General features: G+C 38.9%; 26 protein-coding genes. 11 read left to right on the top strand and 15 right to left on the bottom strand.

What is annotated here, in order from left to right:
- The first annotated feature begins 2 nt into the window (after window positions 1-2).
- Window positions 3-1,994, top strand: coding sequence for a tetratricopeptide repeat-containing sensor histidine kinase (locus tag VLZ86_RS01855; RefSeq protein WP_325448138.1), 1,992 nt, complete (start codon window positions 3-5; stop codon window positions 1,992-1,994).
- A gap of 77 nt (window positions 1,995-2,071) precedes the next feature.
- Here the strand turns inward: VLZ86_RS01855 and VLZ86_RS01850 are convergent, their stop codons facing one another.
- The 3 genes from VLZ86_RS01850 to VLZ86_RS01840 all read right to left on the bottom strand — a co-directional run bounded on the left by VLZ86_RS01850 (window position 2,072) and on the right by VLZ86_RS01840 (window position 4,214).
- A complete protein-coding gene (locus VLZ86_RS01850; RefSeq protein ID WP_325448136.1) occupies window positions 2,072-2,698 on the bottom strand; it encodes a hypothetical protein in 627 nt (208 codons plus the stop codon).
- Window positions 2,699-2,830: 132 nt separating this feature from the next.
- Complete coding sequence (locus VLZ86_RS01845) at window positions 2,831-3,532, bottom strand: DUF4412 domain-containing protein (protein WP_325448134.1); 702 nt, start codon at window positions 3,530-3,532, stop codon at window positions 2,831-2,833.
- A gap of 115 nt (window positions 3,533-3,647) precedes the next feature.
- A complete protein-coding gene (locus VLZ86_RS01840) occupies window positions 3,648-4,214 on the bottom strand; it encodes a DUF3109 family protein (protein WP_325448132.1) in 567 nt (188 codons plus the stop codon).
- Between the two features lie 131 nt (window positions 4,215-4,345).
- On the opposite strand from VLZ86_RS01840, the gene VLZ86_RS01835 reads away from it, so the two are divergent.
- The 3 genes from VLZ86_RS01835 to VLZ86_RS01825 are packed head-to-tail and all read left to right on the top strand — an operon-like array spanning window position 4,346 to window position 5,757.
- Complete coding sequence (locus VLZ86_RS01835) at window positions 4,346-4,933, top strand: MarC family protein (RefSeq protein ID WP_325448130.1); 588 nt, start codon at window positions 4,346-4,348, stop codon at window positions 4,931-4,933.
- A 19-nt stretch (window positions 4,934-4,952) separates the two neighbouring features.
- The gene (locus VLZ86_RS01830; protein ID WP_325448127.1) at window positions 4,953-5,162 is read left to right on the top strand and encodes a hypothetical protein; all 210 of its coding nucleotides are present in this window, start codon (window positions 4,953-4,955) and stop codon (window positions 5,160-5,162) included.
- Complete coding sequence (locus tag VLZ86_RS01825) at window positions 5,155-5,757, top strand: NAD(P)/FAD-dependent oxidoreductase (protein WP_325448125.1); 603 nt, start codon at window positions 5,155-5,157, stop codon at window positions 5,755-5,757. Before VLZ86_RS01830 ends, VLZ86_RS01825 begins: the two co-directional genes overlap by 8 nt.
- Before the next feature lie 253 nt (window positions 5,758-6,010).
- Here VLZ86_RS01825 and VLZ86_RS01820 read toward each other — a convergent pair whose 3' ends face one another.
- The 7 genes from VLZ86_RS01820 to VLZ86_RS01790 form a co-directional block, all read right to left on the bottom strand.
- Complete coding sequence (locus VLZ86_RS01820; protein WP_325448123.1) at window positions 6,011-7,603, bottom strand: S41 family peptidase; 1,593 nt, start codon at window positions 7,601-7,603, stop codon at window positions 6,011-6,013.
- Window positions 7,600-8,034, bottom strand: coding sequence for a dCMP deaminase family protein (locus tag VLZ86_RS01815; protein ID WP_325448121.1), 435 nt, complete (start codon window positions 8,032-8,034; stop codon window positions 7,600-7,602). The genes VLZ86_RS01820 and VLZ86_RS01815 overlap by 4 nt, the downstream gene beginning before the upstream one ends.
- Window positions 8,035-8,148: 114 nt before the next feature.
- Window positions 8,149-8,739 (bottom strand): HupE/UreJ family protein, encoded by a 591-nt coding sequence (locus VLZ86_RS01810; RefSeq protein ID WP_325448119.1) that lies wholly within the window; start codon window positions 8,737-8,739, stop codon window positions 8,149-8,151.
- Window positions 8,740-8,940: 201 nt separating this feature from the next.
- Window positions 8,941-10,158, bottom strand: a complete 1,218-nt coding sequence (dinB, locus tag VLZ86_RS01805) for a DNA polymerase IV (protein ID WP_325448117.1) — start codon at window positions 10,156-10,158, stop codon at window positions 8,941-8,943.
- Between the two features lie 141 nt (window positions 10,159-10,299).
- Complete coding sequence (locus VLZ86_RS01800) at window positions 10,300-10,725, bottom strand: PIN domain-containing protein (protein WP_325448115.1); 426 nt, start codon at window positions 10,723-10,725, stop codon at window positions 10,300-10,302.
- A gap of 1 nt (window position 10,726) precedes the next feature.
- Window positions 10,727-10,978, bottom strand: a complete 252-nt coding sequence (locus tag VLZ86_RS01795; protein WP_325448113.1) for a DUF6364 family protein — start codon at window positions 10,976-10,978, stop codon at window positions 10,727-10,729.
- 104 nt (window positions 10,979-11,082) lie between these two features.
- Window positions 11,083-14,142 (bottom strand): DNA polymerase III subunit alpha, encoded by a 3,060-nt coding sequence (locus VLZ86_RS01790; protein ID WP_325448111.1) that lies wholly within the window; start codon window positions 14,140-14,142, stop codon window positions 11,083-11,085.
- Window positions 14,143-14,278: 136 nt separating this feature from the next.
- Between VLZ86_RS01790 and VLZ86_RS01785 the strand changes: the two genes are divergently transcribed.
- Window positions 14,279-15,049 (top strand): LexA family transcriptional regulator, encoded by a 771-nt coding sequence (locus VLZ86_RS01785; RefSeq protein WP_325448109.1) that lies wholly within the window; start codon window positions 14,279-14,281, stop codon window positions 15,047-15,049.
- Complete coding sequence (locus VLZ86_RS01780) at window positions 15,049-16,434, top strand: exonuclease domain-containing protein (RefSeq protein WP_325448107.1); 1,386 nt, start codon at window positions 15,049-15,051, stop codon at window positions 16,432-16,434. Before VLZ86_RS01785 ends, VLZ86_RS01780 begins: the two co-directional genes overlap by 1 nt.
- Window positions 16,435-16,497: 63 nt before the next feature.
- On the opposite strand, the gene VLZ86_RS01775 is transcribed toward VLZ86_RS01780, so the two are convergent.
- Window positions 16,498-16,944, bottom strand: a complete 447-nt coding sequence (locus VLZ86_RS01775; RefSeq protein WP_325448105.1) for a DUF2147 domain-containing protein — start codon at window positions 16,942-16,944, stop codon at window positions 16,498-16,500.
- Window positions 16,945-16,949: 5 nt separating this feature from the next.
- The gene (locus VLZ86_RS01770; protein WP_325448103.1) at window positions 16,950-17,885 is read right to left on the bottom strand and encodes an outer membrane beta-barrel protein; all 936 of its coding nucleotides are present in this window, start codon (window positions 17,883-17,885) and stop codon (window positions 16,950-16,952) included.
- Between the two features lie 350 nt (window positions 17,886-18,235).
- Between VLZ86_RS01770 and VLZ86_RS01765 the strand changes: the two genes are divergently transcribed.
- The 5 genes from VLZ86_RS01765 (at window position 18,236) to VLZ86_RS01745 (ending at window position 24,089) form a co-directional block, all read left to right on the top strand.
- The gene (locus tag VLZ86_RS01765) at window positions 18,236-19,234 is read left to right on the top strand and encodes a GntR family transcriptional regulator (protein WP_325448101.1); all 999 of its coding nucleotides are present in this window, start codon (window positions 18,236-18,238) and stop codon (window positions 19,232-19,234) included.
- 4 nt (window positions 19,235-19,238) lie between these two features.
- Window positions 19,239-20,153, top strand: a complete 915-nt coding sequence (locus VLZ86_RS01760) for an aldose 1-epimerase (RefSeq protein ID WP_325448100.1) — start codon at window positions 19,239-19,241, stop codon at window positions 20,151-20,153.
- Window positions 20,154-20,167: 14 nt separating this feature from the next.
- Complete coding sequence (locus tag VLZ86_RS01755) at window positions 20,168-21,814, top strand: solute:sodium symporter family transporter (protein WP_325448099.1); 1,647 nt, start codon at window positions 20,168-20,170, stop codon at window positions 21,812-21,814.
- A 2-nt stretch (window positions 21,815-21,816) separates the two neighbouring features.
- Window positions 21,817-22,968: a galactokinase gene (galK, locus tag VLZ86_RS01750; protein ID WP_325448098.1), complete on the top strand. Its 1,152-nt coding sequence runs from the start codon at window positions 21,817-21,819 to the stop codon at window positions 22,966-22,968.
- A gap of 98 nt (window positions 22,969-23,066) precedes the next feature.
- Window positions 23,067-24,089 (top strand): UDP-glucose--hexose-1-phosphate uridylyltransferase, encoded by a 1,023-nt coding sequence (locus VLZ86_RS01745; RefSeq protein WP_325448096.1) that lies wholly within the window; start codon window positions 23,067-23,069, stop codon window positions 24,087-24,089.
- A gap of 78 nt (window positions 24,090-24,167) precedes the next feature.
- Here VLZ86_RS01745 and VLZ86_RS01740 read toward each other — a convergent pair whose 3' ends face one another.
- The 3 genes from VLZ86_RS01740 to VLZ86_RS01730 all read right to left on the bottom strand — a co-directional run.
- On the bottom strand, window positions 24,168-25,106 hold the full coding sequence (locus tag VLZ86_RS01740) for a serine hydrolase (RefSeq protein ID WP_325448094.1): 939 nt from the start codon (window positions 25,104-25,106) through the stop codon (window positions 24,168-24,170).
- Window positions 25,107-25,139: 33 nt separating this feature from the next.
- Entirely contained in the window at window positions 25,140-26,069 is a 930-nt protein-coding gene (locus VLZ86_RS01735) for a serine hydrolase (protein ID WP_325448093.1), read from the bottom strand.
- Window positions 26,070-26,106: 37 nt separating this feature from the next.
- The coding region (locus VLZ86_RS01730; protein WP_325448091.1) for an alanine:cation symporter family protein at window positions 26,107-26,542 on the bottom strand (436 nt) is incomplete at its 5' end.

Below are 26,542 nucleotides of genomic sequence, written 5' to 3'. Positions count from 1 at the left end.
TTATGCAACATCTTCCCCTAAAACTAATTGCGGTTTTAAAAAAGTCTTTCGGCCATTGTGCCATAGTCTTGGTATTTTTTAGTGCTATTATATCACTTCAAGCCCAAAATGAAAGAAATGCCGACTTTGACTCTGTATTGCAAAAAGTTGAGAATGCTTGGCCAAAAAACTACACCGAAATCCATTCTATATTCTCTGGTTTTGTAAGTGACAGTGTGATTATGAAACGTTTGGCGGTAAAAGCCTCAGATGCGCACTCTTTGGAAGTTGAGAGCTATGCATTTAATAAGCTTGGGGAAATCTATAGAAATAAATCGCTCTATGATGCTGCCTTAAAAGCGCACCAAAAGGCTGAAGTATTGGCAAAAAGCGCCAATAATATAGGATTGGAGGTGATTAGCCTCAACATGATGGGGGTGGTTTACAGACGTATGGATTTTATAAAACCTGCATTGGATTATCATAAAAAAGCCTTGGACATTGCAAAAACTGTTAAAAATCCATCAGAAGAATTAATGCTGAGTATTGCGGTTTCCCAAAACAGTATGGGGAATATTTATTTAACCCTAAAACAGTATGATCTAGCCATTGATCAATTTGAAAAATCTTTGGTCATTGAAAATCAATTGGGGAATAAACTCGGGTTGGCCATTAATTACCATAATCTGGGTTATGCAGATGAGGCCAAAGGCCTTTTGGATCTTGCCCTAAAGAATTATGAACGTTCCTTAAATTATAATGAACAAATTGATTCTGAAGTTGGTCGTGTCATTTGTTACAACAGTATCGGGCAGGTCTACATCAAACAAAAGAAATTTGAGGATGCTAAAGCAATCATTGAGAAAGGGTTAGAGAAGGCGATTAAATTGGGCGATCAATATTATATTTCTTATGCCTATATCAATCTGGGTTGGGTGCAACAGGAATTACAAATGGATGATCTGGCCGAAATCAATCTCAAGAAAGGATTGGAAGTTTCTGGAACTTACGGATTAAAGACCTCAACGGTTGATGCCTACAAACATTTATCTGAATTATATAGAAAAAAGCATGATTACAAGGCTTCTTTGGAGCATTATGAGAAGGCTGTGGAGCTTGAAAAAACTATTTTCACGGAGCGTAACATGCAATATGTGAGTGATATTATCATTCAGTATGAAAACGAAGCTAAGACGAACCAAATCATCCAGCTTGCTAATGAAAATGAATTGGTAAGATCAAAACTACAACGCAATCAAACCATATTTTGGGCCGCCCTGTTTATTTTGGCAATTGTTGCGGGCATTATGATTGCCATTAACCGAAATAGACAGTTAAGTCATGAAAAGCAGATTTTGACCTTAGAACAAGATATGTTAAGGAGTCAAATGAATCCACATTTCATTTTCAATTCTTTAAATTCCATAAAGCTCTATATCATTAATAATGAAAAAGAGAATGCTGTTTATTATTTGAACAAATTTTCAAAATTCATCAGGAAAATATTGATTGCTTCTACTGAAAAGGAAATTTCCTTGGAAGACGAACTGGATACGATGCAGCTCTACATGAATATTGAAAATATTCGATTTTCCAATGAAATCAATTTCACGATAGATGTTGAGCCAGGTATCAATACATCAATCATTAAGGTGCCATCTCTTATTTTACAACCTTTTCTTGAAAATGCCTTATGGCACGGTCTTTCTTCCAAAAAGGAGGATAAGCAGATTCAATTACGGGTTTATAAGGAGAATAATGATTTTGTTAATATTTCTATTACTGACAATGGTATCGGTAGGAAAGCATCAGAAGTAATAAACGATGGCAGGGTACTGAAAAGTAAGTCTGTGGGCTTAGCTATAACCAAAGCGCGATTGGCTAATTTTTCAAAACGATTTACTAATGACTATAAAATGGATATCGATGATTTATATGATGCAAAAGAACGACCAATTGGAACTAGGGTGGTGGTGCACATTCCAATCCGTTCCAATAAGTTGAAATCGGCTTAAGATTATTGGTATTTCTTCAGCATTGTAGTGGTTAAAGGTTTAGATTTCCAAGGCAAGATGGTTTACCCTAAATGATTTTATTGTCTCTGCAGTCCAAAAGGCTGGGCTGGTAATTTATTTTTCCAAACCTCGCCAAATTTCAAAGTTAGATAATCTTGAATTTTTTTATTGTTGTTCATCGCAGTTCTATAAGAAATGGGATCAACAACACAGTTTTCGCTTATAAATCCTACCCCAAATATATCCTTAAATACCTTTATGGATTCAGGACTAATAGCCATCAAACCGTGCACGATAAAGTTAATAGTGCCTTTGTTCATGCCTTCTTCAATTTGTTCATTTGAAAAGCCGGAGATGTCTTCTATTGGAGCATTTCCCACGATGGAGTCCCCATTCGTTGTTTTGTTTTCCAATCTTATGGTTACGGTATTTTTTTGTTCGGTAATTCTAACGGGATAAGTGGTCAATGCATGGACGTCTTCAGAATAAAATTTAAATTGATACTTCCCTTTTTTAGGAAGCGTGATGGAGAAGTTATCCAATGAGTTAATTTGAAAACTTTCATTGGTTTCTGAAATATGGAACACTCCAGAAATAGCGGTTTTATCAGTTAAATTTTCAAAAACAACCGTTGCCGTAATTCCGTCAGAAAAGACAGGCATAATTGAGAATGTTGCAATGAGGATGCTTATTATTAGGTTCATGAGGTATGTTTTAAATAGTCTTAAATATAAGTAAAATGAAAACATCCTCAGACATAATTGCATAAAAAAGGCATTTCAATTTGTGAAATGCCTTATAGGTTGAGGGAGCGTTGCCAATATCAAATACAGATGTTATTTTCCGAAAGCGCCTAACATAGAGCCATAATCCGACGCTTGGATTGAGAAATTTGTTTTTTCCAAGCCCACGCATTCCATGGTCGTGTTATTTTTTGGCTTCTTTTTATCAACGAATTGCATTTCCATCATGAGTCCATTTTCCCCATATTTTTTCATCCAGGCGGGATCAAAGCCTTTTGGCATCTTGGTTTTACTGTTATCCCACATTTTGCTGAAGCTTATTGGAGCTTCATTGGTAATGTAAACCGTGACGTGGCTGTCTTTGTTTTCCATGATAAACCCGTCGCAATTATAGCCCAAAATGGTTTTGGAACCTATTTGTGTAAATGTGAAATCAGAATCATTAGTATCTGAATCAAAATCGCTGAGCTTTATTTTTGATTTTTGAACCACCTTTTTACCCATCATTTCCATAAAAATTCCGGTGGTACCGCTATCATTGTCCATGACGGTAAACATTTTCATGCCTTCCTGGCCTTTGGTAATTTCTGAAATATCAAAACCAAAATATCCCGCATCTTTTTTGAGATAATAGTCAAACTGAATATTATCCTTTTTATTGGTCATTTTAAGTTTATAGATGTAATCAAAATCATAGGCGTTTCTAAGTTCTTTCGAACCATTTTGCGACAGAGCGAGCGTTGATGAAAATAGAAATAAAAGGCAAATGCCGGCTTTAAGCACTGAGTTTTTCATTTGTAGTGAGATTAAGTGGATTAAGTGAAACTTAAAATTATTAAAACAAATGAAATTATCTATAATGCAATGTATAGATTGTAGGGAATAATGTGTGGATGGAACAAAAATGGGGTTAACGTTGGCTTTCAGCAACTTTTTCAAGTTCCATATACCAATCCTCTCCAAACTTTCTGATGAGCGCTTGCTTGACAAATTTATAGACAGGAACCTGAAGTTCTTTACCTAGAGTACACGCAGCATCACAAATATCCCATTTATGGTAATTAAGGGCAGAAAACTCCGAGTAATCCGTAACACGAACAGGGTACAAATGGCAAGACACTGGTTTTTTCCAATCCGTTTCACCTTGGTTGTAAGCCTCTTCAAAGGCACAAAGTGCAGTTCCTTTTTTGTCAAACATCACATAGGCGCAATCTGCTCCATCAATTAAAGGCGTTTCAAAATCGCCATCTTCCGTGGTGATAAATGTGCCTTGTGCCTCAATGGCATCAATACCCTCTTGACGTAAAAACGGTTTGATTTTTGGATAGATGGCCTGCATAATTTTGGTTTCTTCCAATTCCAAAGGAGCGCCTGCATCTCCGTCAATACAACAAGCACCTTTACAGGCTGCTAAATTGCATACAAAATCCTTTTCAAGGATGTCTTCTGAAACAATGGTTTTTCCTAACTGAAACATGGTCTATGGGCTTAAAGATGAGCTGGATTATATAAAAAAGTAGGCTGCAAAAATAGCTAAAATTTATAGTTATTAACCTTAAAAATCGGTATTAATAATCTAATTTTGCAAAAAGTTAAAAGCTTAATCTTATGCAACTTGATTTCAAAGAGATTTTTACCGCATTTATGATTCTTTTTGCGGTTATTGATATTATTGGAAATATACCAATCGTTATTGATTTGCGTAAGAAATTTGGTCATATTGAAAGTGGGAAAGCTTCTATTATTGCTGGTCTTATCCTTATTACCTTTCTGTTTTTAGGTCAAAATATTTTATCTTTAATTGGCATCGATATCAACTCATTTGCAGTGGCCGGTGCGTTTATTCTCTTTTTTATTGCCCTGGAGATGACCCTCGGAATTACCTTGTATAAAACTGAAGATAGTGGTAGTATGACGGCCACTGTTTTTCCATTGGCTTTCCCGTTAATTGCGGGGCCAGGAAGCTTGACCACCTTATTGTCTTTAAGGGCAGAATACTCCGTACAGAATATCATTGTGGCGGTTTTATTGAATGTTGTTGTTATCTTTATCGTCTTAAAGACTTCAGCGAGAATTGAACGTTTTCTTGGACCAAGTGGCATCAACGTCATTCGAAAGATATTTGGTGTTATTTTGTTGGCAATTGCCGTAAAATTATTTGCTCATAATATCAAGACCTTGTTTGAGTTATCTTAATTAAATCAATAATCAGAATATGAAAATAGTCACTATTATATTAACGGCCATTGCATTGGGACTTATTGCTTTCAACTTTGGAGAGCTTAATTTTAACGGCTTGTTGCAAGGCGAAAGTTTTGTGGCAGTGGTTACCATTATTTTAGCGCTTTGCGCCATTGTGTTGTTGCAGATTTTAAGAATCTCAAAACGTATTGAGAAACTTTCAAAACAAAATAGGAATGTATGATGTGCTAATTGTTGGCGCCGGAGCTGCGGGGATGTCTTGTGCCTTGGTTTTAGGATCGGCAAAACCAAAGGATTTTGCGAAAGATAAGCGTATTGGCTTGATAGCACACCAGAGAACTTCGCATTTACAAACTGCCATGTTCCATAATGTTTTGGGTTTTCCTTCAGGCACTCTTGGTTCTGACATTTTATTTCTGGGCAAAGTACAACTCAGCACCTTGTATCCACATGTTGATCAAATTAAAAATCAAAAGGTAAATGCCATTCTGAGATCTGCAGAAGGTTTCACGGTGACCACCAATAAAAACGCTTACACGGCTAAAGCAGTGATTGTGGCTGTAGGTTATACAAACTTGATCACTATTGAAGGTTTAGAGGCCTATATCGAGCCCCATCCTAGAGCTGCTGCTGCGAAAGAACGTATCTGGTTAAAAAACGACAATCATCTGGTAGCAGACGGTTTATATGTTGCAGGTACTTTAGCGGGGTGGCGGAGCCAATTTGCGATTGCTTGTGGTAGCGGTGCTCAAGTGGCAACGGATATTTTGACACTTTGGAACGGTGGAAATGATACCCACGTGCATGATAAGACCTAAGCATAGTACGCTGATTTAGGGCTATTTTTATTAGCCCACGAATTTAAATGAACTAAGGCCATAAATATTCTGATCCCCTCAGAAATTTGAGAAAAGAGACACTGCAAAGGAAACTATATTCGAATATAAAAAGCCTGACAATGTGTTAATAATCTATTATATGGGTGAAGAAATAGCTGGTTTTTAAAACGGTTTTATATAAGCGCGATAGTCTTAATAAATAATACTAATAGAACATAAAAAATAACTCCCGCTACTTTTCCTCAATCAATCTCATCACTTCCTCAATCATATCATCCGTAGCATTTAGAATTTCTTCGGAAGCATTTGATCCGTATAATTGATCGGCTAAAGCGGCTTTGATTAGTTGTTTCATTTCTTTATTGTAGGCTACAAAAGTGACGTTGGCTCTATGTCTTTCATTCAAATAGTCCTGAAATCTGATGACAATATCATCGCTGACCTCAAAATTAGAGATGAAATCCTTTTGGGTGACCCCATTATAACTCCCACGATCTTTATCCAGTTCTTCAAAAACAAAGTAACTGATCAGGCCACTTTGTCTGATGTAGTTCAAGGTTTCGTTTTGGATGCTTGAATCTAAAGGCACAAAAACATCAGGAATAATGCCGCCCCCGCCATAAACAATTTTGCCTTTTGGGGTGGTAAACTTTAAAGAATCGGCTACTTTGATGTTGACTTCATCATTGAGTTCACCACTGCTTCTGCGTTTGTAATAATCGTTGTAGTATTCTTGGTTATGGCCGTTATCATAAGGACGTTGGATGGAGCGTCCTGTTGGAGTGTAATATCTTGATACGGTTAAGCGTACTGCGCTGCCATCTCCCAAAGCCATTTCGCGTTGCACGAGACCTTTCCCGTAACTTCTGCGCCCAATAATTGTGCCTTTATCATTATCCTGTAATGCACCGGCAATAATTTCGCTGGCAGAAGCTGAGTTTTCATTGATCAGTACAAACACTTCGCCTTCTTCAAAATCACCTTTACGGGTGGCATAACTGTTTTCGATCCGGCCCGATTTGTTTTTTGTGAAGAGAATCAATTTACCGTCTTCCAAAAACTCATCCACTATTTGTTCGGCAATTCCCAAGAAACCGCCAGGATTATCCCTTAAATCAAGTACTAATTTGGTGGCGCCTTGATCTTGCAGTTCGTTCAGGGCTGATTTGAACTCTCTATAGGTCGACTCGGCAAATCGGTTGATTTTAATATAGGCCAGATCATTTGTAATCATATAAGCCGCATCCACACTGTTGATGGGGATGCTTGCGCGCCTGATGGTAAAATCAAGTAGATCTTGTTCGCCTTTTCGGTAAACTTTCAGTTTTATTTTAGAGTTTTTCTCGCCTTTTAACTTTTTAATGATGTCTTCATTGCTCCATTGACGTCCAAAAATAGAATCGTCATCGGCCATAATAATACGGTCACCACTTTTTATTCCTGCTCTTTCGCTGGGACCTCCAGGAAGCGATCTGATGACAGCTATAGTATCTTTGTAGGTGTAGAAACTGACCCCAATCCCTACAAAATCGCCTTTCATGTTTTCCGTGACCCGTTGCATTTCGTTTTTTGGAATGTAAACGGAATGCGGATCGAGTTTGTCTAAAATACCATTAACTGTGACATCCACAATGCTATCAGTATTTACATTGTCGACATATTCAAAATCAATATAATCAATGAGCCGATTGAGCTTGTCTTTTTTGCTGTTTGAAGTAAATAAACGATCAGAATTATCCGTGAAATTGAGTTTGCCACCAACGAAAACACCCGCTGCAATGGCAACACCAATAATCAATGGAATGTATTTTTTCTTGGAAGTCATTCTGTGCTTAATTCTTCTATATGTTCTAGTTCTATACCGGCTTTGGCCAAAAACTCAAGCCCGGAATCATCTTTGTAACCTTGGTGATATACAACACGAATGATGCCAGCTTGATGGATCAATTTGCTGCATTCCTTGCAAGGGGATAAGGTGATGTATAGAGTGGCGCCTTTACAGGATTGTGTCGAGGCCGCCACTTTTAAAATGGCGTTGGCTTCGGCATGAAGAACGTACCATTTGGTGTAGCCTTCATCATCCTCACAATAGTTTTCAAAACCTGTAGGTGTGCCATTATAGCCGTCAGAAATAATCATTCTGTCCTTAACTATAAGTGCGCCAACCTGCTTGCGTTTGCAATGGGATAGTTTACCCCATTCTTCTGCGATTCTTAAATACGCCTTATCGTAGCGTAACTGTTTTTTCTTTGGCATTAATTAATTTAATTATTTAGTCGATGCTTCCCGTGCAAACCTACAACGAATATAAAAGCTTCGTATTTTAATTTGTGACAATTTAGAGTAAAATTTTAGTGATTCGTGTAGCTCTTATGAAAATAACTCATTGTTGAGCAGCATGGGAATAACCAAACCTACTACAACTGCCGATAGCACCACAATCCAATCGCGTTTTGAAATCCTGAAGAGGGTTTGACATAGAAAACCTAAAAACAAGACTACAAAAACAATGATGATTTGTGCCAATTCAATTCCTAAGGCAAATTCTATCAAAGGCATCAATTTACTTTCCGCTCTTCCTACAAACATTCTAAATTCCCCAGCAAAACCAAACCCGTGAATCAATCCGAAAAACAAAGTTGAGAAAAACAGGATTCCAATTTTTTCACTTGGCGCTTTTTTTCCGGCAGTAAAAACATTGTAGAGCGCCACAACCATTATGGTTATGGGAATCAGAAATTCAATTAAATTAGCACTCACACTGACAATGCCGTACACAGCCAAGACTAAACTAATGGTATGGCCTATGGTAAACATGGTGACCAGTAAGATAATACGTTTCCAATCTTTGAATAAGTAAGGTACGGTAAGCACCAATAAAAACAGGACATGATCATATGCATTGATATCCAAGACATGGTTCATGCCGTACTTCACGTTAAACCAGAAATTATCGAGCATAAGATTGTTGTTTGGGATGCTTCAAAGGTACGATGTACGGGTTGAGTTGCAAAATATATTATTGAAAACAAGACCCTTAGGAAACCTAGAATCAGAATAGGAAATGGGCATTTTTTACCTAGAATCAAGAATCAAGTGTGTCCTCCAGAGTTTTGATCAGAAGTTCGAAACAAGAAACCCATCAACGCGTCCAATAGAGAGCTAAGATTTCCGATGCGGCAACAACGGCGGTGGTTCGCCATTAAACGGGTTCCATCTGCCGATGGTTCGGGCTTCCATTCCGGCAGCACTGATCACCGCCCTGTCGCCATAACGTTCGCGCATTTTATCAATGGCGGTATTTAAATTGAGATATTTGGTGTCGTCGTCAAATAAATTGACCTGATGCCCGCCTTCTACCAAATGGCTGAATTTAACTCCAATCAGCCGGACTAAAAGTCGGCGGTTATAAAGCTTTTCAAACAGGTCGAGTACTACTGGAATGATGTTATGATCCATAGCACTATACGGAATGCGTTGCTGTTGTGTGTAGGTCTGAAAATCAGAATAACGGATTTTAAAGGTGATACATGCCGATAGTTTGTTGCCGCGCCGTAATTGATACGCTAGGTTTTCAGCCATGGCAATGATAATGCCTTTCAATCTGGTCACATCTGTGGTGTCTTTATTGAAGGTGCGTTCTGTAGATATGGATTTACGTTCTTGATACTGAATCACTGGTGAAGGGTCAATGCCGTTGGCTTTGTTCCAAATGCTCAAGCCGTTTTTACCGAGTACTTTGTACATGAGCTCCATGGGCATTTCCTGAACGGTCCTAATTTGTTTGATGCCCAAATCGCATAAAGATTTATAAGTGACATCACCAACCATGGGGATTTTCTTAACGGACAACGGTGCCAAAAACGGTTTTTCATCTCCTGAGAGAATACGGATTTCATTATTGGGTTTGGCTTCTCCAGTGGCAATTTTGGAAACGGTTTTGTTGAGCGATAATCCAAACGAAATAGGCAATCCAGTTTCTTTGATGATGCGTTGGCGCAACTCAGATGCCAATTTATGGCACCCAAAAAACTTGTCCATCCCCGTCAAGTCAATATAAAATTCATCAACTGATGTTTTTTCATAAAGCGGCACACTGTCTTTGATGACGTCCGTAACATTTTGGGAAAACTTGGTGTAAGTGCCAGCGTCACCACGAAGAATAATGGCTTCAGGACATAATTGTTTTGCCATGCGCATGGGCATTGCGGAATGGATGCCAAATTTCCGTGCCTCGTAACTACAGGAAGCTACAACACCTCTATCACTTGTGCCGCCAATAAGAACAGGTTTCCCAATCAGGCGACTGTCGAGCAGACGTTCGCAGGACACGAAAAAAGTATCTAAATCCATGTGGACTATGGAACGTTGGTGGGACATTTTTAAATAGTATTAAGTATTAAGTATCAAGTGTTAAGAATCAGGAACAAAGAATCAAGACTGTTTCTAAGAAGGGTGCTTTTGCGAAAGGAAATCAAGATTTGCTTTCGACTCATTAATGAATAACGTTTTTTAGATACTTTATTTGGCGTTAGAGTTGCCTTTCAAATACATTTCAGGGGTCAGTATGGCTAATGTACTTTTTTTAAAATCTTTTATATTCCTTGTTAAAATGACTTTAATTTTTCCTTTTCCTATAGCAGAGAAATTTTGTAAAGCATCTTCAAAATCCTTGAATTGAGAATTTAGCGCATTTAAGACCACGGTTTCATCCATCTCAGCAATGTCGATAATGGTTAGAAGCTGTTTTAATCTTTCAATAATAATGTCATGCTTTCCAATTTTTCTCAATAAATAATAAATATTTGAAATTGCTACAGGAGTTATAAATCCTTTTATTTTTTGTTCTTCACATAAGTTCAAAACTTTTGCGGCATATTCGGAATAGGGTTCTCGATCAAAGAAAAAATCTAATATGACATCGGTGTCTATAAGTACATGATCCATTTTATAAATATTTTTCTTCTAATCGTTTCACTAATTCTTTCTTGTAATCTATTTTTTTAGATGTTTTAAAAGAGCCTTTTAGGGATTTTACAATTGGATGAAGAGTTTTCTCGCTTTTTTGACGTTCTTCCATGGTTAATATTTTGAGATAATTTTCAATAATATCGGATAGACTACGGTTTTTCTCTTTTGCATATTTTTTTGCCTTTTCTATGACTTCCTTTTCGATTGTCAATGTCAATTTCGTACTCATAACTTGTTGTTTTTTATAAAGATAGTAAAAAAATAAATGCACGTGTATTATTTATTATATTTATAGGTATTTTTTAATGGTTTTATAAGTCTCGATTTATCCACCTATCGGGAAGCGGATATTTGGATTGGTGATCTGTTGGATTTTAGTCTCACTCTCGGCATCATTCCGTCCTGAAAGTCCTCTTCCTCTCGGGAAGGGGATTTAGGAGATGGGACTTTATACCTCGGATCTTCAATTACCGCCAAGTGTTCCATGCTACTTACTTCAATCGTTACACAGTCAAATTCAATCACCACTTTGCCCGAAATACTATAAATGCCTTTGCCTCTAAATGGAAATCTGGCTGCCACCGGTGGAAAATGAACGGTGTCTACAAAATCACCATCACGATCCAAAAAGTTTCCAAAATGCATGATTTTACCGCTGGTCGTCTTGGTGTTTTTGGCGGTGATGAGGTAACCTTCAATCGTGACCGTCTTTCCTTCCAAAGAGTGCAAATCTTTTGCCCGCAATGGGTTTACAGAACGTTTTTCCAAGAGATGAAACGGATTGCAAAGTGGAAAGCCCAACAATTCAATTTCGTCAAAAGCGTTTTCCAAGGCTGTACTTGGCAATTCGGGTGTTTTATAATGGATGCGTTCGGTTTTAAAGAGTGTGACAACCTGTTCTTGTGTCACATGTTTACTTATTTTTAAATGGGCTTCCCAGAGCAGTTCACGTTTGTTGTTTGCCGTAAATCGGAAGGCATTGATTTTTATCAAAATTGAAATCTGTTCTATGGAAATCGGAACCCGTTCAATAAAGTCATCCAAGCTTAAAAAACGTCCTTCCGTCTGGCGTTCTTTTACGATACGCTTGATGATTTTAGATTCCAAGGATTGCAGGAACATAAACCCGAGGTAAATAGTTTTTCCATGAATGACCGTTTGCGTAAAACTGGAATTAATACAGGGCGCTTCTATGAGGCCGCCATCCATCCGCGCTTCATGGACATAGAGCTCTGTGCTGTAAAATCCGCCAAAATTATTAATGGTTGCCACCATATATTCCAATGGAAAATAGGCTTTCAAAAACAAACTTTGGTAACTTTCCACCGCGTAGGACGCCGAATGGCCTTTTGCAAACGCATACCCGGCAAAACTTTCAATCTGTCGCCAAATATCGGATACTAAATCGTCAGGTTTTCCGCTTTTTTTACAATTGTCAAAAAACTGTTGTTTCACTTTCATGAACTCATCACGCGATCGGAATTTCCCCGACATGCCACGACGCAACATATCGGCTTCTCCAAGCGTGAGACCGCCAAAATAGTGTGCTACTTTTATAACGTCTTCTTGATAGACCATCACGCCAAAGGTTTCTGGCATGAGATCGAGCAAGACTTTGGGCGCATCCTTCCGGCGGTCTGGATCGCGATACCGCAGAATATATTCCCGCATCATGCCACTTTTGGCAACGCCAGGACGAATTACGGAACTTGCCGCCACCAAGCCCAAATAACTATCCACTTGCAATTTGCGCATCAACATGCGCATGGCTGGAGATTCCACATAAAAACAGCCGATAGCTTTAGCGTTTTTAAGTAAATATTTGATGCGTGCATCTTGTTTGAACCGTTGGATATCATGGATGTCGATTGGTGGTTTTTCGGGATGGTTGTAGGCGATAATCTCTGTGGCTTCCTTGATTTTGCCGAGTCCCCGTTGGCTTAAAATATCAAATTTGTACAGCCCGATATCTTCCGCCACAACCATATCAAATTGAGTGGTAGCGTAACCTTTTGGGGGCATAAAAGTTGCGCCATAGTAATGAATGGGTTTTTCAGAAATAATAATGCCACCGGCATGAATGCCCAAATAATTAGGAAAACCTTGAATATAAGTACTGTATTTAATAACAAGCTGGGATAGGTTGTCCAATTGATTAATGTGGTATTTCCCTCTAGTGAGCATGTCCATTTCCGATTTTGGCAAACCAAACACTTTCCCCAATTCCCGCACGGAAGCTTTGAACTTAAAGGTGTTGTACACGGCAATCAACGCGGTGTTTTTAAATCGGTTGAAAATAAAATCGGTGATATCATCACGGTCTTTCCATGAAAAATCAAGGTCAAAATCGGGTGGATTCTGTCTGAAGACATTAATAAAACGCTCAAAATAGAGATCGAGCTCCACCGGATCCACATCGGTTATCCGAAGCAAATAAGCTACAATGCTATTGGCGCCACTGCCCCGACCAACGTAGAAATAATTTTTGCTACGGGCATATTTTAAAATCTTCCAATTGATCAAAAAATAAGATATGAATCCTTTTTGTTCAATGATGGACAGTTCTTTTTCGATACGATTGAAAATACGCTCTCCAGGGTTTTTATACCGGTAGTGAATCCCGTCGTAAGTGAGTTTTCTAAGCAGTCTAAAATCCAATGCCTCGTTGTGGGTGTAGCAACGTTGGTTGTTGGGATTCTCATGTGAATAGTCAAAATCGATCTGACATTTTTCAAGAATGGACGCTGTGTTTTTTAAAAGTTCTGGAAATTCATTATAAGTATCGCACAATTCCTGATAGGGCAACATCCTGTCCGTTTCCTGTCCCTGCTCACTTTTAGCGAGTTTACTCAACAAGGTATTATTGTCAATGGCGCGTAACAAACGATGGGTATTAAAATCTTTCTTAGTCTGAAATGACACGGTTTTTAATACGACCAATTTGTTCCGTAAGGTATTCCATTTGGAAAATTTGAGATGGTTCAAGTCCTTGGGTTTGATGCCCAAGAATTCGTTCTCTCTAAGTTGGTATGTTTTTTTATGGATATACGGATAAATCACAAAGACATCTTCCAATTGGGGTGCAATTTCAGGGATTTCCAATTCTGAATCGTGCAAAAATTCGGAGAGGTAATCGTTGATGTTCTTAAACCCATTGTTGTTTTTTGCAATGAGAACAAATTGCTGTTGGACACCATTTCTGAAGTCAATGCCCAAAACGGGCTTGATCTTATATTTTGAGGACAATCTCACAAAATCCAAGCAGGCGGATGTGCTGTTGATGTCCGTCAAAGCCAAGGTCTGCAGGCCATTTTCTGAAGCAATGGCAAGCAACTGCTCAGGCTTGATGGTGCCGTAGCGAAGGCTATAATAAGTGTGGCAGTTGAGGTACATTTTTTCTGTTTGTTGATATTTTTCAAAGTTAGCTATTATATGTAGTATTGATTGCTTACATTTGTAGTAAATTGTAGAATCAGTATTCAGTATTCAGGAAACAAGAAATGTGACAGAAATAAGATAAACTAAGAAAATGAAACATATCCAAGCAAATATCAAACACCTACGTTCTTTAAAAGAACTGTCGCAAGAGCGTTTTGCCGATGAGTTGGGCTGGTCACGATCCATCGTTGGATCTTATGAAGAAGGACGTTCCGAGCCGCCAATTGACCGATTGATCGATCTGTCCAATTACTTTAAAATCCCGATTGATATTCTGGTCAGAAACGATTTGCGCAAAGCCAAGGACACCTCCTTTATTGACATTGGCAGCAAGCGGGTGCTATTTCCGATAACGGTCAATGAAGATAATGAAGACCTTATTGAAATTATCCCGGCAAAAGCCTCAGCAGGTTACCTGTCTGGATATGACGATCCGGAGTATATTGAGCAGCTGCAGAAAATTAAATTGCCTTTTCTTCCCACCGGAACCCATCGTGCTTTTCCTATCAAAGGCGATTCGATGTTGCCCGTAAAAGATGGCTCTTTTGTGGTCGCGAAATTTGTTGAAGATATCCAGGATGTAAAAAATGGACGTACCTATGTGGTATTGACCAAAGATGATGGTCTGGTTTATAAACGCGTCTATAATTTGATAGAGGACAAGAACGTTCTGTTGTTGAGCAGCGACAATAAAGTATATCAACCGTATGAAGTTCCTATTGAAAATGTATTGGAGCTTTGGGAATTTACCTGCTGCATCAATACTCAGGAATACGACGAAAAAGAACTAAAAATGAGCAGTATTATGGCGATGTTCCAAGAGTTGAAAGTGGAATTGGAAGCGGTTCAAAAAATGGCATAATGGCAAAACCCAAAACGACATATACCATTATTGATGTGGAAACCACTGGACGTGGCAATAAGATTACTGAAATTTCCATTTTTAAACATGATGGCGAAAAGATTCTTGAAGAGTTTACCTCGCTGGTCAATCCGCAAGCATTAATTCCAGATTATATTACCGCATTGACGGGAATTGATAATGCGTTAGTTGCTGATGCGCCAACCTTTGCAGAGATTTCAGAAGCCATTCTTTCCATTACGGAAGACAGCATTTTTGTGGCACATAATGTCAATTTTGACTATAACGTGATCCGTAATGAGTTTAAAGCTATTGGCGGCGATTTCAGGCGACGGAAACTATGTACAGTGCGATTATCCAGAACCTTGTTCCCCGGATTCCGATCGTATAGTTTGGGGAAATTGTGCACTACCTTAAATATTAATTTAGTGGATAGACACCGCGCACGAGGAGATGCCGAAGCCACCGTGACACTTTTTGAAAAATTATTGGGGCATACTAATTCAGATACCGTTTTTGCCGATTTTTTGAAAAAAGGTTCTAAAGAAGCGACGTTGCCTTCACATTTGCCGAGTGCTATTTTTGAAGGCATTCCCAATGGGCCAGGTATTTATTATTTTAAAAACAAAAAGGGTAAAATCATTTATGTCGGAAAGGCCATCAATCTTAAAAAACGGGTCTTAGGCCATTTCTACGATAAAAAAGAGAAGGAACTTAACCTTTGTAGGGAAACCGCGCATATCGATTTTGAGCTTTCGGGAAGCGATCTCGTAGCCCGATTAATGGAAGATGCCGCTATAAAACATCATTTTCCAATTTATAATCAAGCAGCCAAACGGGTGCCAAAACCCTATGCGGTGTTTAGTTATGAAGATCGACAGGGCGTTCAGCACTTGGCGTTCAATACACTGAAAGCTACACCCAATCCGTTACAGATTTTTCATAGTATTCGCGATTGCAGACTTTACTTGGAACACGTATGCGAGCAATTTGAGCTATGCCCAAAATATTGCCATTTACAAGAAAATGTCTGGACCTGCTCACATTACAAACTGACCAATTGCAAAGGCGTCTGTAGGGATGAAGAGTCGATTATAGCTTATAATGAGCGCGTCAGTTTGGCGATGGATTATATGGCCAACTCCAATCAGAATGTGGTTTTAAAGGAAAAAGGTCGCCACGTGGAAGAGGAGGCTTTTGTGCTGATCAAAAACGGATTGTATCTTGGGTATGGATTTGTGGAGAAATCAGAACAAATAATAAATACCGAGGATTTGGAAACCTTCCTAATTCCGCAGAAAGAAACGACGGAAGTCCAAGGGATTTTGAGGAAACTGTTGCTGCAGTCTTCAAGTGTCGAGACCTTAGAATTTCAATCCCATTAAAATATATTAAAAAAGCACTTCATGATTTTGAAGTGCCTTTTGTGGTGGTATCTAATCATATTTTCAATTCGTGACCCGATACCATTTTTGGGTTCGGTAAAAAAATGCAATGTAGCCGCGTACGTTTAACGTGTTGGGTTCCGCTTGGTCAATCCACATTTTGCACTTGTATTCCTTACCTTTTTCGGGATCAAAAATAGTGCCTCCTTCGTAGGTATTGTCGTCTTTATCTTTAGTCAATCCTTTGGCAATGATTAACCCTTCAATAGGTTGGTTGTAGTCTATGCCTGTACATTTTACGCACAATTTGCCTTGATCTTCTGGCACTAACAATTTGATAATCTTTCCGTATAATTTTCCGTTGTCCTTATAAAGTTCAACAATGGATTTTGCCTGACCTGTTTCATCATCAACTGTTTTCCATTGCCCAACAATAGTTTGCGCCTGACTTGTTGCAATACTAAAAAGTACAAATCCGAGACCTAATAGATATTTTTTGATCGTTCCCATACCTTTTAATTAATTGTGAACCTGATACCAAAATTAATACCTGTACCACTGGCATTCACAAATTGTGTGGGAATTTTACGTGGTTCGTTTTGGTTTGGTGTGGTTGTGCTACTTTGGGTATAATCATCTGTAAACTCAAATTGCTTTTCGTAAATGGGAAGATCAGATAATTGTTGTCCCGGTACCAATTGTGACTGTCCTTTAGAAATGGCTGTGGTAGCATATTCGGTGATTTCAGCCGATTTACTCTTAATGCTCAAATTCTTGATTTCAACTTCGGCAAAAATGCTCAAGTTATCATTAACAGGATAGTTAAGGCCCATGGCTCCAAAATATCCAACGCTGAAACTGGCTTTTACTTCACTTTTCGCTTCCACTAAAATATCCGTGCCGGGGCCGCCACCATTTGCTTGTTTGGCCCTGGTTTCAATATTTAACTCTCCGGCAATGGGAACAATCAATCCCATACGTGCATAGGGATTTATGGTTTTAAAATTTGGGGTCAGAACAATTCCAGGCGCCACGTCAAAACCTCTTAAATAAGTGTTTTCCTCAGAGACGACCTGCGGACTTCTTAAGCGACCGATTAAGGTTTTATCGCCATGGAAGTAGCTGACACCTAATTCGGCGCCAATGTATGGGTTAAACATATATCCTATAGTGGCATTGGCTTTTACCCCGGCACCCACAGTTCCGTTGAGCGCTTTTACATTCACGGAGCCATCGGCACCCACGGTAACATCCGTGGATTGCATAATGCCGGTAAGACCGTTTGGATCGGCGTTATTGAATTCCGTTTTACCGGATTCAAAACTATAACCTGCGCTGATGCGAAAGTAAAATTTTTGCGAAGTGTCAATGTTTATCTTGTCTTGGGCTTGCACTACATAACTTGTTGAAGTAAGTATGCAGATAACTAAAGCTTTGGGTATGATTTTCATAATTCTCATTTTTTGGATTTAATATTTACTTTTAAATATAATTGGTGAGCTTAGAGACATGCCGTTGGTCATGCAGTTTCTGAAGCATTCCTTAAAATTACGTAGAAAAAAAAGCTGTATTGGAATAAATCCTGCCCCATATAAGTAATTGATAATGCCGATTTCTCCAAGATATCTGCAATTGAAATTCAAAAGGTTAAAAAAATGATTTTAAAGGAATTAGACAACGACAAACCTAAAAGAGAAAGTTTTAAATGCATGATTTTGTTATCATTTTGGTCTGTTTGCCAAGAAATAACAACCAGTACCCACCAGTTTGTTTATGTGATAAATTCCTTTAAATTTGTTATATGAGAATTGTTGCAGTTAAAGAAAAATCTGGAATTCCCAAGTACAAACAAATCGTGGCTTCTATTGAGGCGGCCATTCTTGACGGTACTTTGAAAAAAGGAGATCGACTTCCTTCCCTAAACCACATCAAGACTCAAAATTCACTTTCAAGAGATACCGTACTTACGGCGTTCAATGAATTGAAGACGCGGGGCATCATCCATTCCATCGTTGGGAAGGGCTATTATGTCAACAGTGAAGATGTGGACGTTAATCAAAAAATATTTTTATTATTTGACGAGTTTAATTCCTTTAAGGAGGATTTGTATAACTCCTTTCTATCCAATTTAGGTGAAAATATCCAAGTGGATATTTTCTTTCATCATTTTAATCTTGAGATGTTCAGCAAGCTGATCAATGACAATGTGGGCAATTATACCACTTATGTGATTATGCCAGCAAATCTTAAAAATACGAGGCAAATTATAGAGCGATTGCCAAAGGAGAAGGTGTATATTTTAGATCAAACAAATCCAGATCTAAAGGAGTACCCATCAATATTTCAAAATTTCAAACAAGACATTTACCAAGGTCTTGAAACGGCACTCAGGAAAATAAGACCTTATCAAAAAATGGTTTTATTATACCCTGCAGCGCGTCAACCCGAAGGCATTTTGACCGGGTTCAAATTATTTTGCGAGCATCAGGGTCTAGATTATGAGGTAATTGATAACTTTATGAATAGAGAATTGACCTCAGGAGAACTTTATATTGTCTTGGACGATAAAAATTTAATTCGCATTATAAAACGCATTAAAGAACAAGGTCTAACCATTGCCAAGGACATTGGACTAATTTCCTATAATGATACCCTATTAAAGGAAATTGTTGAAGGTGGCATCACCACCATCTCCACCGATTTTATTCTCATGGGACAACGTTTGGCGCAAATGATTTTAAACAAGGAATTTGCCCAAGTAGAAAACCCGAACCGTTTAATTATTAGAAAATCGATATAAGCGCTTGTACACACTCACTGAAAAAGAAGAAAATGGATTGCGATTTTTAGTAATTGCCAATTCCCAGAACACCTCAAAAGCTACACTTTGTCTTAATCAAGGCGGCCGAATGAGTGGGCTGGAATTTGATGGGATAAAGGTGCTTGCCGATTTCCATCCATCTAATTATGGAAAGAATTACGCATCGTCTATCTTGTTTCCGTTTGCGAATAGAATTAAGGATGGGAAATATACATTTAATGGCACTGACTATATTCTAAATTGTAACGAAACCGATAAAAACAATGCGCTTCATGGGATAGTGTATGACAAAATATTTGATCTTGTTGACCAAGAACTAACTCCCGATTCGGGAGAGATTACCTTACAATTTACTCATAACGGCACAAATAAGGGTTTCCCCTTTCGGTTTCAGATCCAATTGATTTATAAATTGACTCGAGATAAGTTTAGCCTTGCCGTAGAAATTACCAATCAGGATATAAAACCGTTCCCATTTGTTTTGGGATGGCATCCTTATTTTGAAAGTAAAAATCTGAAGGAAAGCCATTTAAATTTTGAAAGTAAGACCCAGTTTTTACATGACCAGCAACAGATCATTTCTGGCACAATCCCTTTTGATATGGATATGCCTTATCAACTTAAAGACGTAAAACTAGATGATGGATATATTCTCGAATCCGATACAGTGGAGTTTTTAACACCAGACTATCGCTTGGAAATAAGTTCGACATCACAGGAGAATTATTTACAATTATATACGCCGGACATACCAGATGTTATTGCCATTGAGCCGATGACGGGTGCGAATAACAGTTTTAATAATATGATGGGCCTTCAAATCCTATCACCTAAAGGACATTACCATGTCAAATGGACAATTGCTTTTGAAAACAGTAAGACTATAAAAAACAACTAACTAACCACATAACTATGCAATTTTTAACCTTTGTAGGTTTTACAGCCCTTGTCGCCGTAATCTCATATTTAAAAACACGAAAAACCGACGAGTCCTCTTCAGATGGGTATTTTCTAGGCGGACGAAGTTTAACCGCAGGCGTCGTTGCAGGGTCTTTATTGCTGACCAATCTTTCTACGGAACAGTTGGTTGGTCTCAACGGATCGGCCTACCAAAGCGGATTATCGGTAATGGTTTGGGAAACATTGGCGGCCGTGGCCATGGTGTTGACGGCTATATTTTTGTTGCCAAGATATTTAAAAGGAGGTTTGACCACTGTCCCTGGCTTTTTGGCAGAACGGTTTGACGTCACGACCAAAACATTGACCTCGGTGTTGTTCCTATCCGGTTATGTCGTGGTTTTGTTACCAGTGATTTTATATTCAGGATCGCTTGCCATCAGTGGGATGTTTGATGTACCCGAATTGCTCGGTGTCACGCAAGCCCAGTCTATTTGGATCTGTGTTTGGGGGATTGGCATCATCGGTTCTATCTATGCTGTTTTTGGAGGTTTGAAAGCCGTGGCGGTATCCGATTCTATCAATGCCATCGGATTGTTGGCAGGTGGGGTGTTGATTCCTATTTTTGGTTTGATGATGATTGGCGATGGTGATATTTTAGCTGGACTATCAGAAGTGGTCACTGAAAATCCCGATAAATTCAAATCGATGGGAGGACCGACAGATCCGGTGCCATTTTACACGATTTTCACGGGGATGATGTTGGTCAATTTATTTTATTGGGGTACCAACCAGCAAATTATTCAGAGAGCGCTGGGTGCGAAAAACTTGGTAGAAGGCCAAAAAGGATTGATGTTGGCCGGATTTATCAAAATATTGGGGCCCATCATTGTGGTGTTGCCAGGATTGATTGCTTATCACATGTTTCAAGGAACTTTGGAAAATGCTGATAGTGCCTACCCAATGCTGGTTAAAAAAGTACTGCCGTCGGCATGGGTCGGTTTTTTTGCTGCGGTAATTTTTGGCGCTATTTTAAGTTCGTTCAATAGTGTGTTGAACAGTTCCGTCACCTTGTTCGGGATTGACGTTTACAAGCAGCACATCAATAAAGAAGCCGATGAGAAAACTGTGGTGAAGTATGGTAAGATATTTGGAATTATATTGGCCATTGCGGCCATGTTTATTGCACCATTTATTGCCAAAGCGGGTAGTTTATTTGCTTACCTACAGGAAATTAACGGTATTTATAGCATCCCTATCCTCACCATCATTGTGGTTGGTTATACTACTAAACGGGTGCCGGCCATTGCGGCCAAAGTGGGATTAGTCTCTGGATGTGTTTTATATATCATCAGCCAATTCTTCCTTCAACCTTATTTCATTGGAAAAGCGCTTGATAAAGCTGCTGCTTCTGGTATTACAGACGAGGCGGCATTAGCGTTAGTAAAAGCGCAAGCATATCCTCACTTTTTGGATATTATGGCGATTTTATTTGTCATGAACATTGCCATCATGTTGATAATCGGAAAATTAAGACCAAGAAAAGAACCTTATATACAAGAATACACCAAACAGGTGGACATTACCCCATGGAAATATGTTAAGCAGGTAGGCGTTATAATATGTTTACTTGTTGTAGGTATTTATATTTATTTCGCTTAGATATGGAGAAGAATAAACTCATCAATGAAGTCACCATCAGTTTTAAGGACCAATTCCTTTCGGAACCATTAATCGTGTTTTCTCCGGGACGAATCAATCTTATTGGAGAACATACTGATTATAATGAGGGTTTTGTATTTCCTGCTGCTATAGACAAAGGTATTGCATTGGCCATTCAAAAAAGTGAAGTAAACACCAGTAAGGTTTTCGCCTTAAATAAAGGTGAACTTTATGAGTTTGCTTTAGACAAGATCAACCCGATAAAAAATGGCGATTGGCGGAATTATATTTTAGGTGTTGTCGCAGAATTAAAAGTACTCGGGAAAACCTTGAGTAATTTTAATGCGGTTTTTTCTGGAAATATTCCCGGTGGTGCAGGCATGTCCTCTTCGGCGGCATTAGAAAATAGTTTCGTTTTTGGTATCAATGAGCTTTTTAGTCTTGGCTTATCCAAAGAAGAGATGATTTTGGTGTCCCAAAAAGCCGAACACAATTATGCCGGTGTAAAATGTGGCATTATGGATCAGTATGCGAGTATGTTTGGCATTGAAGATAGTGCGCTACTTTTGGATTGTAGGACTGTGACCTCCAAACCCTATGAAATCGATTTTAAGGATTATGAGTTGATGCTCATAAACACCAATGTCAAGCATGATTTGGCTGAGACCGCTTATAATGACCGTCGTGAAGTTTGTGAAAACGTATCCAAATTACTAGGAGTTGTAGCTTTAAGAGACGCTACAAAAACTAATTTAGACACTATCAAACAAGATCTATCCGAAGCCGATTATCAAAAAGCCCTATACGTTATTGAAGAAAATAATCGAGTGAAAAAGTTTGCTGAAGCCATTGAAAAGGATGATTTGGGAACTTTAGGAAATTTGCTTTTTCAATCTCATGACGGTTTGAGTACTCAATACAAAGTGAGCTGTACTGAACTCGATTTTTTGGTGACGAAAGCACAAGGAAGCTCGGATGTTATTGGCGCTAGAATGATGGGTGGCGGCTTTGGTGGCTGTACCATCAACTTAGTTCGAAAGAGTGGAACGGAGGCATTCAAAAATGAAGTTTCAAAGCAGTTTAAAGAAGAGTTTGGAAGGGAATGTTCTATCTATGATGTGAAACTTTCCGAGGGAACGCATTTGATAAAGTAAAACAAGAATAAAGGATCAAGACCCAAGATTCAAGACTCGCCACTCACGACCCACCATATAAAACCGAATGACAAAAATTAATTATACATCTCAATACCATGGACAATAATTTACAAGACTATTCACATAAGCGTTATAATATCCTTACTGGCGAATGGGTATTGGTGTCACCTCACAGAGCTAAACGGCCTTGGCAAGGGCAAAACGAAGCTGTTTCTGATGAAGAGCGGCCATCACACGATCCATCCTGCTATTTGTGCGCCGGTAATACACGAATTAATGGGGAGCAAAATCCAGATTATAAGGATGTCTTTATTTTTACCAATGATTTTGCTGCACTTCAAACAACGTCACCCGTGTTTTCGGTAAACGAAGGTTTGTTCATTGCAGAAAGTGAACAAGGGATTTGCAAAGTGGTTTGTTTTAGCCCGGACCACTCTAAGAGTTTGGCAGATATGGACGTGGCGGATATTAATAAGGTGATAAAGGCATGGCAAAAGGAATATGTCTTATTGGGGTCAAATGATCTGATTAATTATGTGCAGATCTTCGAAAATAAAGGTGCGGTGATGGGGTGTAGCAATCCACACCCGCATGGTCAAATTTGGAGCCAATCCACACTACCCAATGAAGTTGAGAAAAAAGATCAGCATCAAAGAACTTATTATAACAAAAATAAAAGCAGTCTCTTGGGAGATTATTTAAAGCAGGAACTTGACGTAGATGAACGTATTATTTATCAAAACGATGATTTTGTGGTACTCACTCCATTTTGGGCCGTATGGCCTTTTGAAACCATGATTGCACCTAAAAAGAATTATAAAGATATTTCAGAACTCTCAGGCGGTGAGAGTTTGGCATTCGCAGAGGCTATTTCTAAAATCACAAAAGCTTATGATGCTCTATTTCAAACCTCATTTCCTTATTCTAGTGGCATTCATCAGGCGCCTACCAATGGAGATTCCAATGCACATTGGCATTGGCATATGAGTTTTTATCCGCCACTATTGAGAAGTGCCACCGTAAAGAAATTTATGGTAGGCTATGAAATGTTTGGTTCCCCACAACGCGATATCACTGCAGAACAGGCTGTAGAAAGGTTAAAAGCATTAATCGTATAGAATCTATTTTTTGTATGGTCCAAATGACATTGTCTTGGAACCTGTCGAATGCGCTATAAAATTGATGAATTCTAATCTTTAACTTCTTGATTTCATTAAATTATAGATACGTTTAGAAAGTTCTTTCATCTGAGGCAATACAAGCTCTTCCTTTATCGGTAAAAAGCAGGCAATGATATAAGCGGTCTCTCCGTCATCCACAATTCCTACATCATTGGTCCAATAAGACCACCAGCCGGTTTTGTGGTAGAACATAGCATTATCAGGAAGTCCTGCGGCAAGTTTGCTTTTGTCCAATTGTCTGCCCAATAAGGATTTCATTTGCATACTTACCCAAGGGTTTAACAATTGATTGGTTTGAACTTTGTACATAAAGTCCGCGGCGTGCAACGCACAGGTCATCGTCCCTTCAGCTTCGGCGTATTCGGGATCTTCAAATTTCCTGCTCAAGAACTTTCTAGTCACCTCGCTGCCCTGCCAATTATATTGATGCATCAGGGTATTGATTTTTGGACGTTGCGCCAAATCAATCAAGCAATTGGACGCCGTGTTATCACTGCGGGTAATCATCAGGTCCAAAAGGTAGTTGACTGTTACGCTATCGCCCTCTTTCAAAAGAGCTCTGGGATCGTTTTTAATTTCCTTGGTCTTGTCCACATCGTTAGGAGATTGTACCACATAAGGATCATCAAGATGGCGATGTCCATTGGAGATTTGGTTCAAGATTTCTGCCCCAACATATATTTTGTAAACTGAAGCAGGGTAAATAAAATTGTCATAATTGACCCCGCCCAATTTTGGTTTCGCTCCATTCAGATCAATGACAGCCAAGGAGATTTGTTCCGTGCCATCTTCGCCCACGTTAAAATCCTTATCCAATCCTAGGTCTTTGACAATGGCCATCAGTTTTTTTGAAAGCTCTTGGTCAGATGTATAATAGTTAGGAACGGTTACGTCTTGGGCGAGTAAGTTTCCACAGAAGGTAAATAGCATTAAGAGGAATAATCTGATTGTCATGGCTGCCGGTTTCAAAAATGATTGATTTGATGGTTAATATCTTAGTCCCGTTACTAAATCTACAAATCCTGTTGCAGGCTTCCAGTCCGATTCTGGTTCAAAATACCGCCAGAGATAGGCGGAAATGGTTCTTTGCAATTGCCAAGCCTTATTATCAAATTCCCAGGATTCATCAACGTTGTTTTTTGTGGCAATATAAAACACATAATCGCCACTTGGTGCATTGACCATAACCAACTCCGACCGTGATTTATTGACCATACCCTGTTTGGCTGCGGTTTGTACGTATGGTGGAATTTGGGATAACGAATAGTCGGTATAGAAAGAATTGGACATAATTCGGTACATTTCATCGCTGGATGCGGCATCAACCAAGGTCCTATTTCTCATTCTAACCAGTAAAGAAGCCATTTCTCGTGGCGTGGTCTGTCCCCAGCCATAGGTTTCCCAATCTTTGGTTCGGCCCTCCGTACGGCTGTTCACTCGGGTATGCGCCAAGCCTAAATCGTCCATGGTTTTATTAATGACCGCACCACCACCCACGAGTTCCTGACACCACAACGATGTTGTATTATCGCTCACTGTTATCATCAATGAGGCTAGGGTGCGAAGATCGGTTACTGTACTATCCTTATAAAACTGCATCAAGCCAGAGCCGCCATATTTTCTCTTGGCATCATAAACCATGGTGTCCTTAAGATGTAAATTCCCTGCTTTGATCTGATTGAAAACCTCAATCAAAATAGGAACTTTTACAACACTTGCCGTTGGGAAAATGGTATCGGCATTGATGCCAGCTTCCTGATTGGTTTTAAGATTATAAACGTAAATGCCCACTTCGCCTTCAAAATCCTTTACAAGATTTTGAAGTCCTTTTTCCAGGTTTTTATCGGTTTGCTGAGCATTCAGAAGGTGATTGAATGACAAAATAAGAGTTAGGGTAAACAATACTATTGGTTTCATGAGCATCTAATTAAAAAAGAAATTAATTTACAAAATTTTATTCAGATTCCTTCGCTTTGATAAATTTTGGGTTGATATACAGTTTTCCCTCTTTTAATTTTTGCCAATAAATTTTCATATCGGCATTTATTTCGGGAGCCATGATATACAAGCCTATAATATTAGGAAAGGACATAGCGAGAATCATCATATCGGCGAAACTTAGAACGGCTCCTAAACTTACGGATGCTCCTAAGACCACGAAGACGAGATACAAGATTTTATAAACCATTTCCAATTTTTTACTTCTCCCAAATAGGTAGCTCCAAGAACGCATGCCGTAATACGACCACGATACCATGGTAGAAAATGCGAATAAAAATACGGCAATGGCCAAAACGGCCGGAAACCAAGAAACAACGGCACCAAAGGCATCAGCGGTAAGTTCTACGCCGCCCATACCGCTGCTGGTTTCGTGCTTACCGGTAAAAATC

Source organism: Gelidibacter sp. (genome assembly GCF_035515035.1).
Lineage (GTDB): Bacteria > Bacteroidota > Bacteroidia > Flavobacteriales > Flavobacteriaceae > Gelidibacter.
Note: the sequence above shows the minus strand (reverse complement) of the source record. Positions and strands in the feature narration are given on the sequence as shown.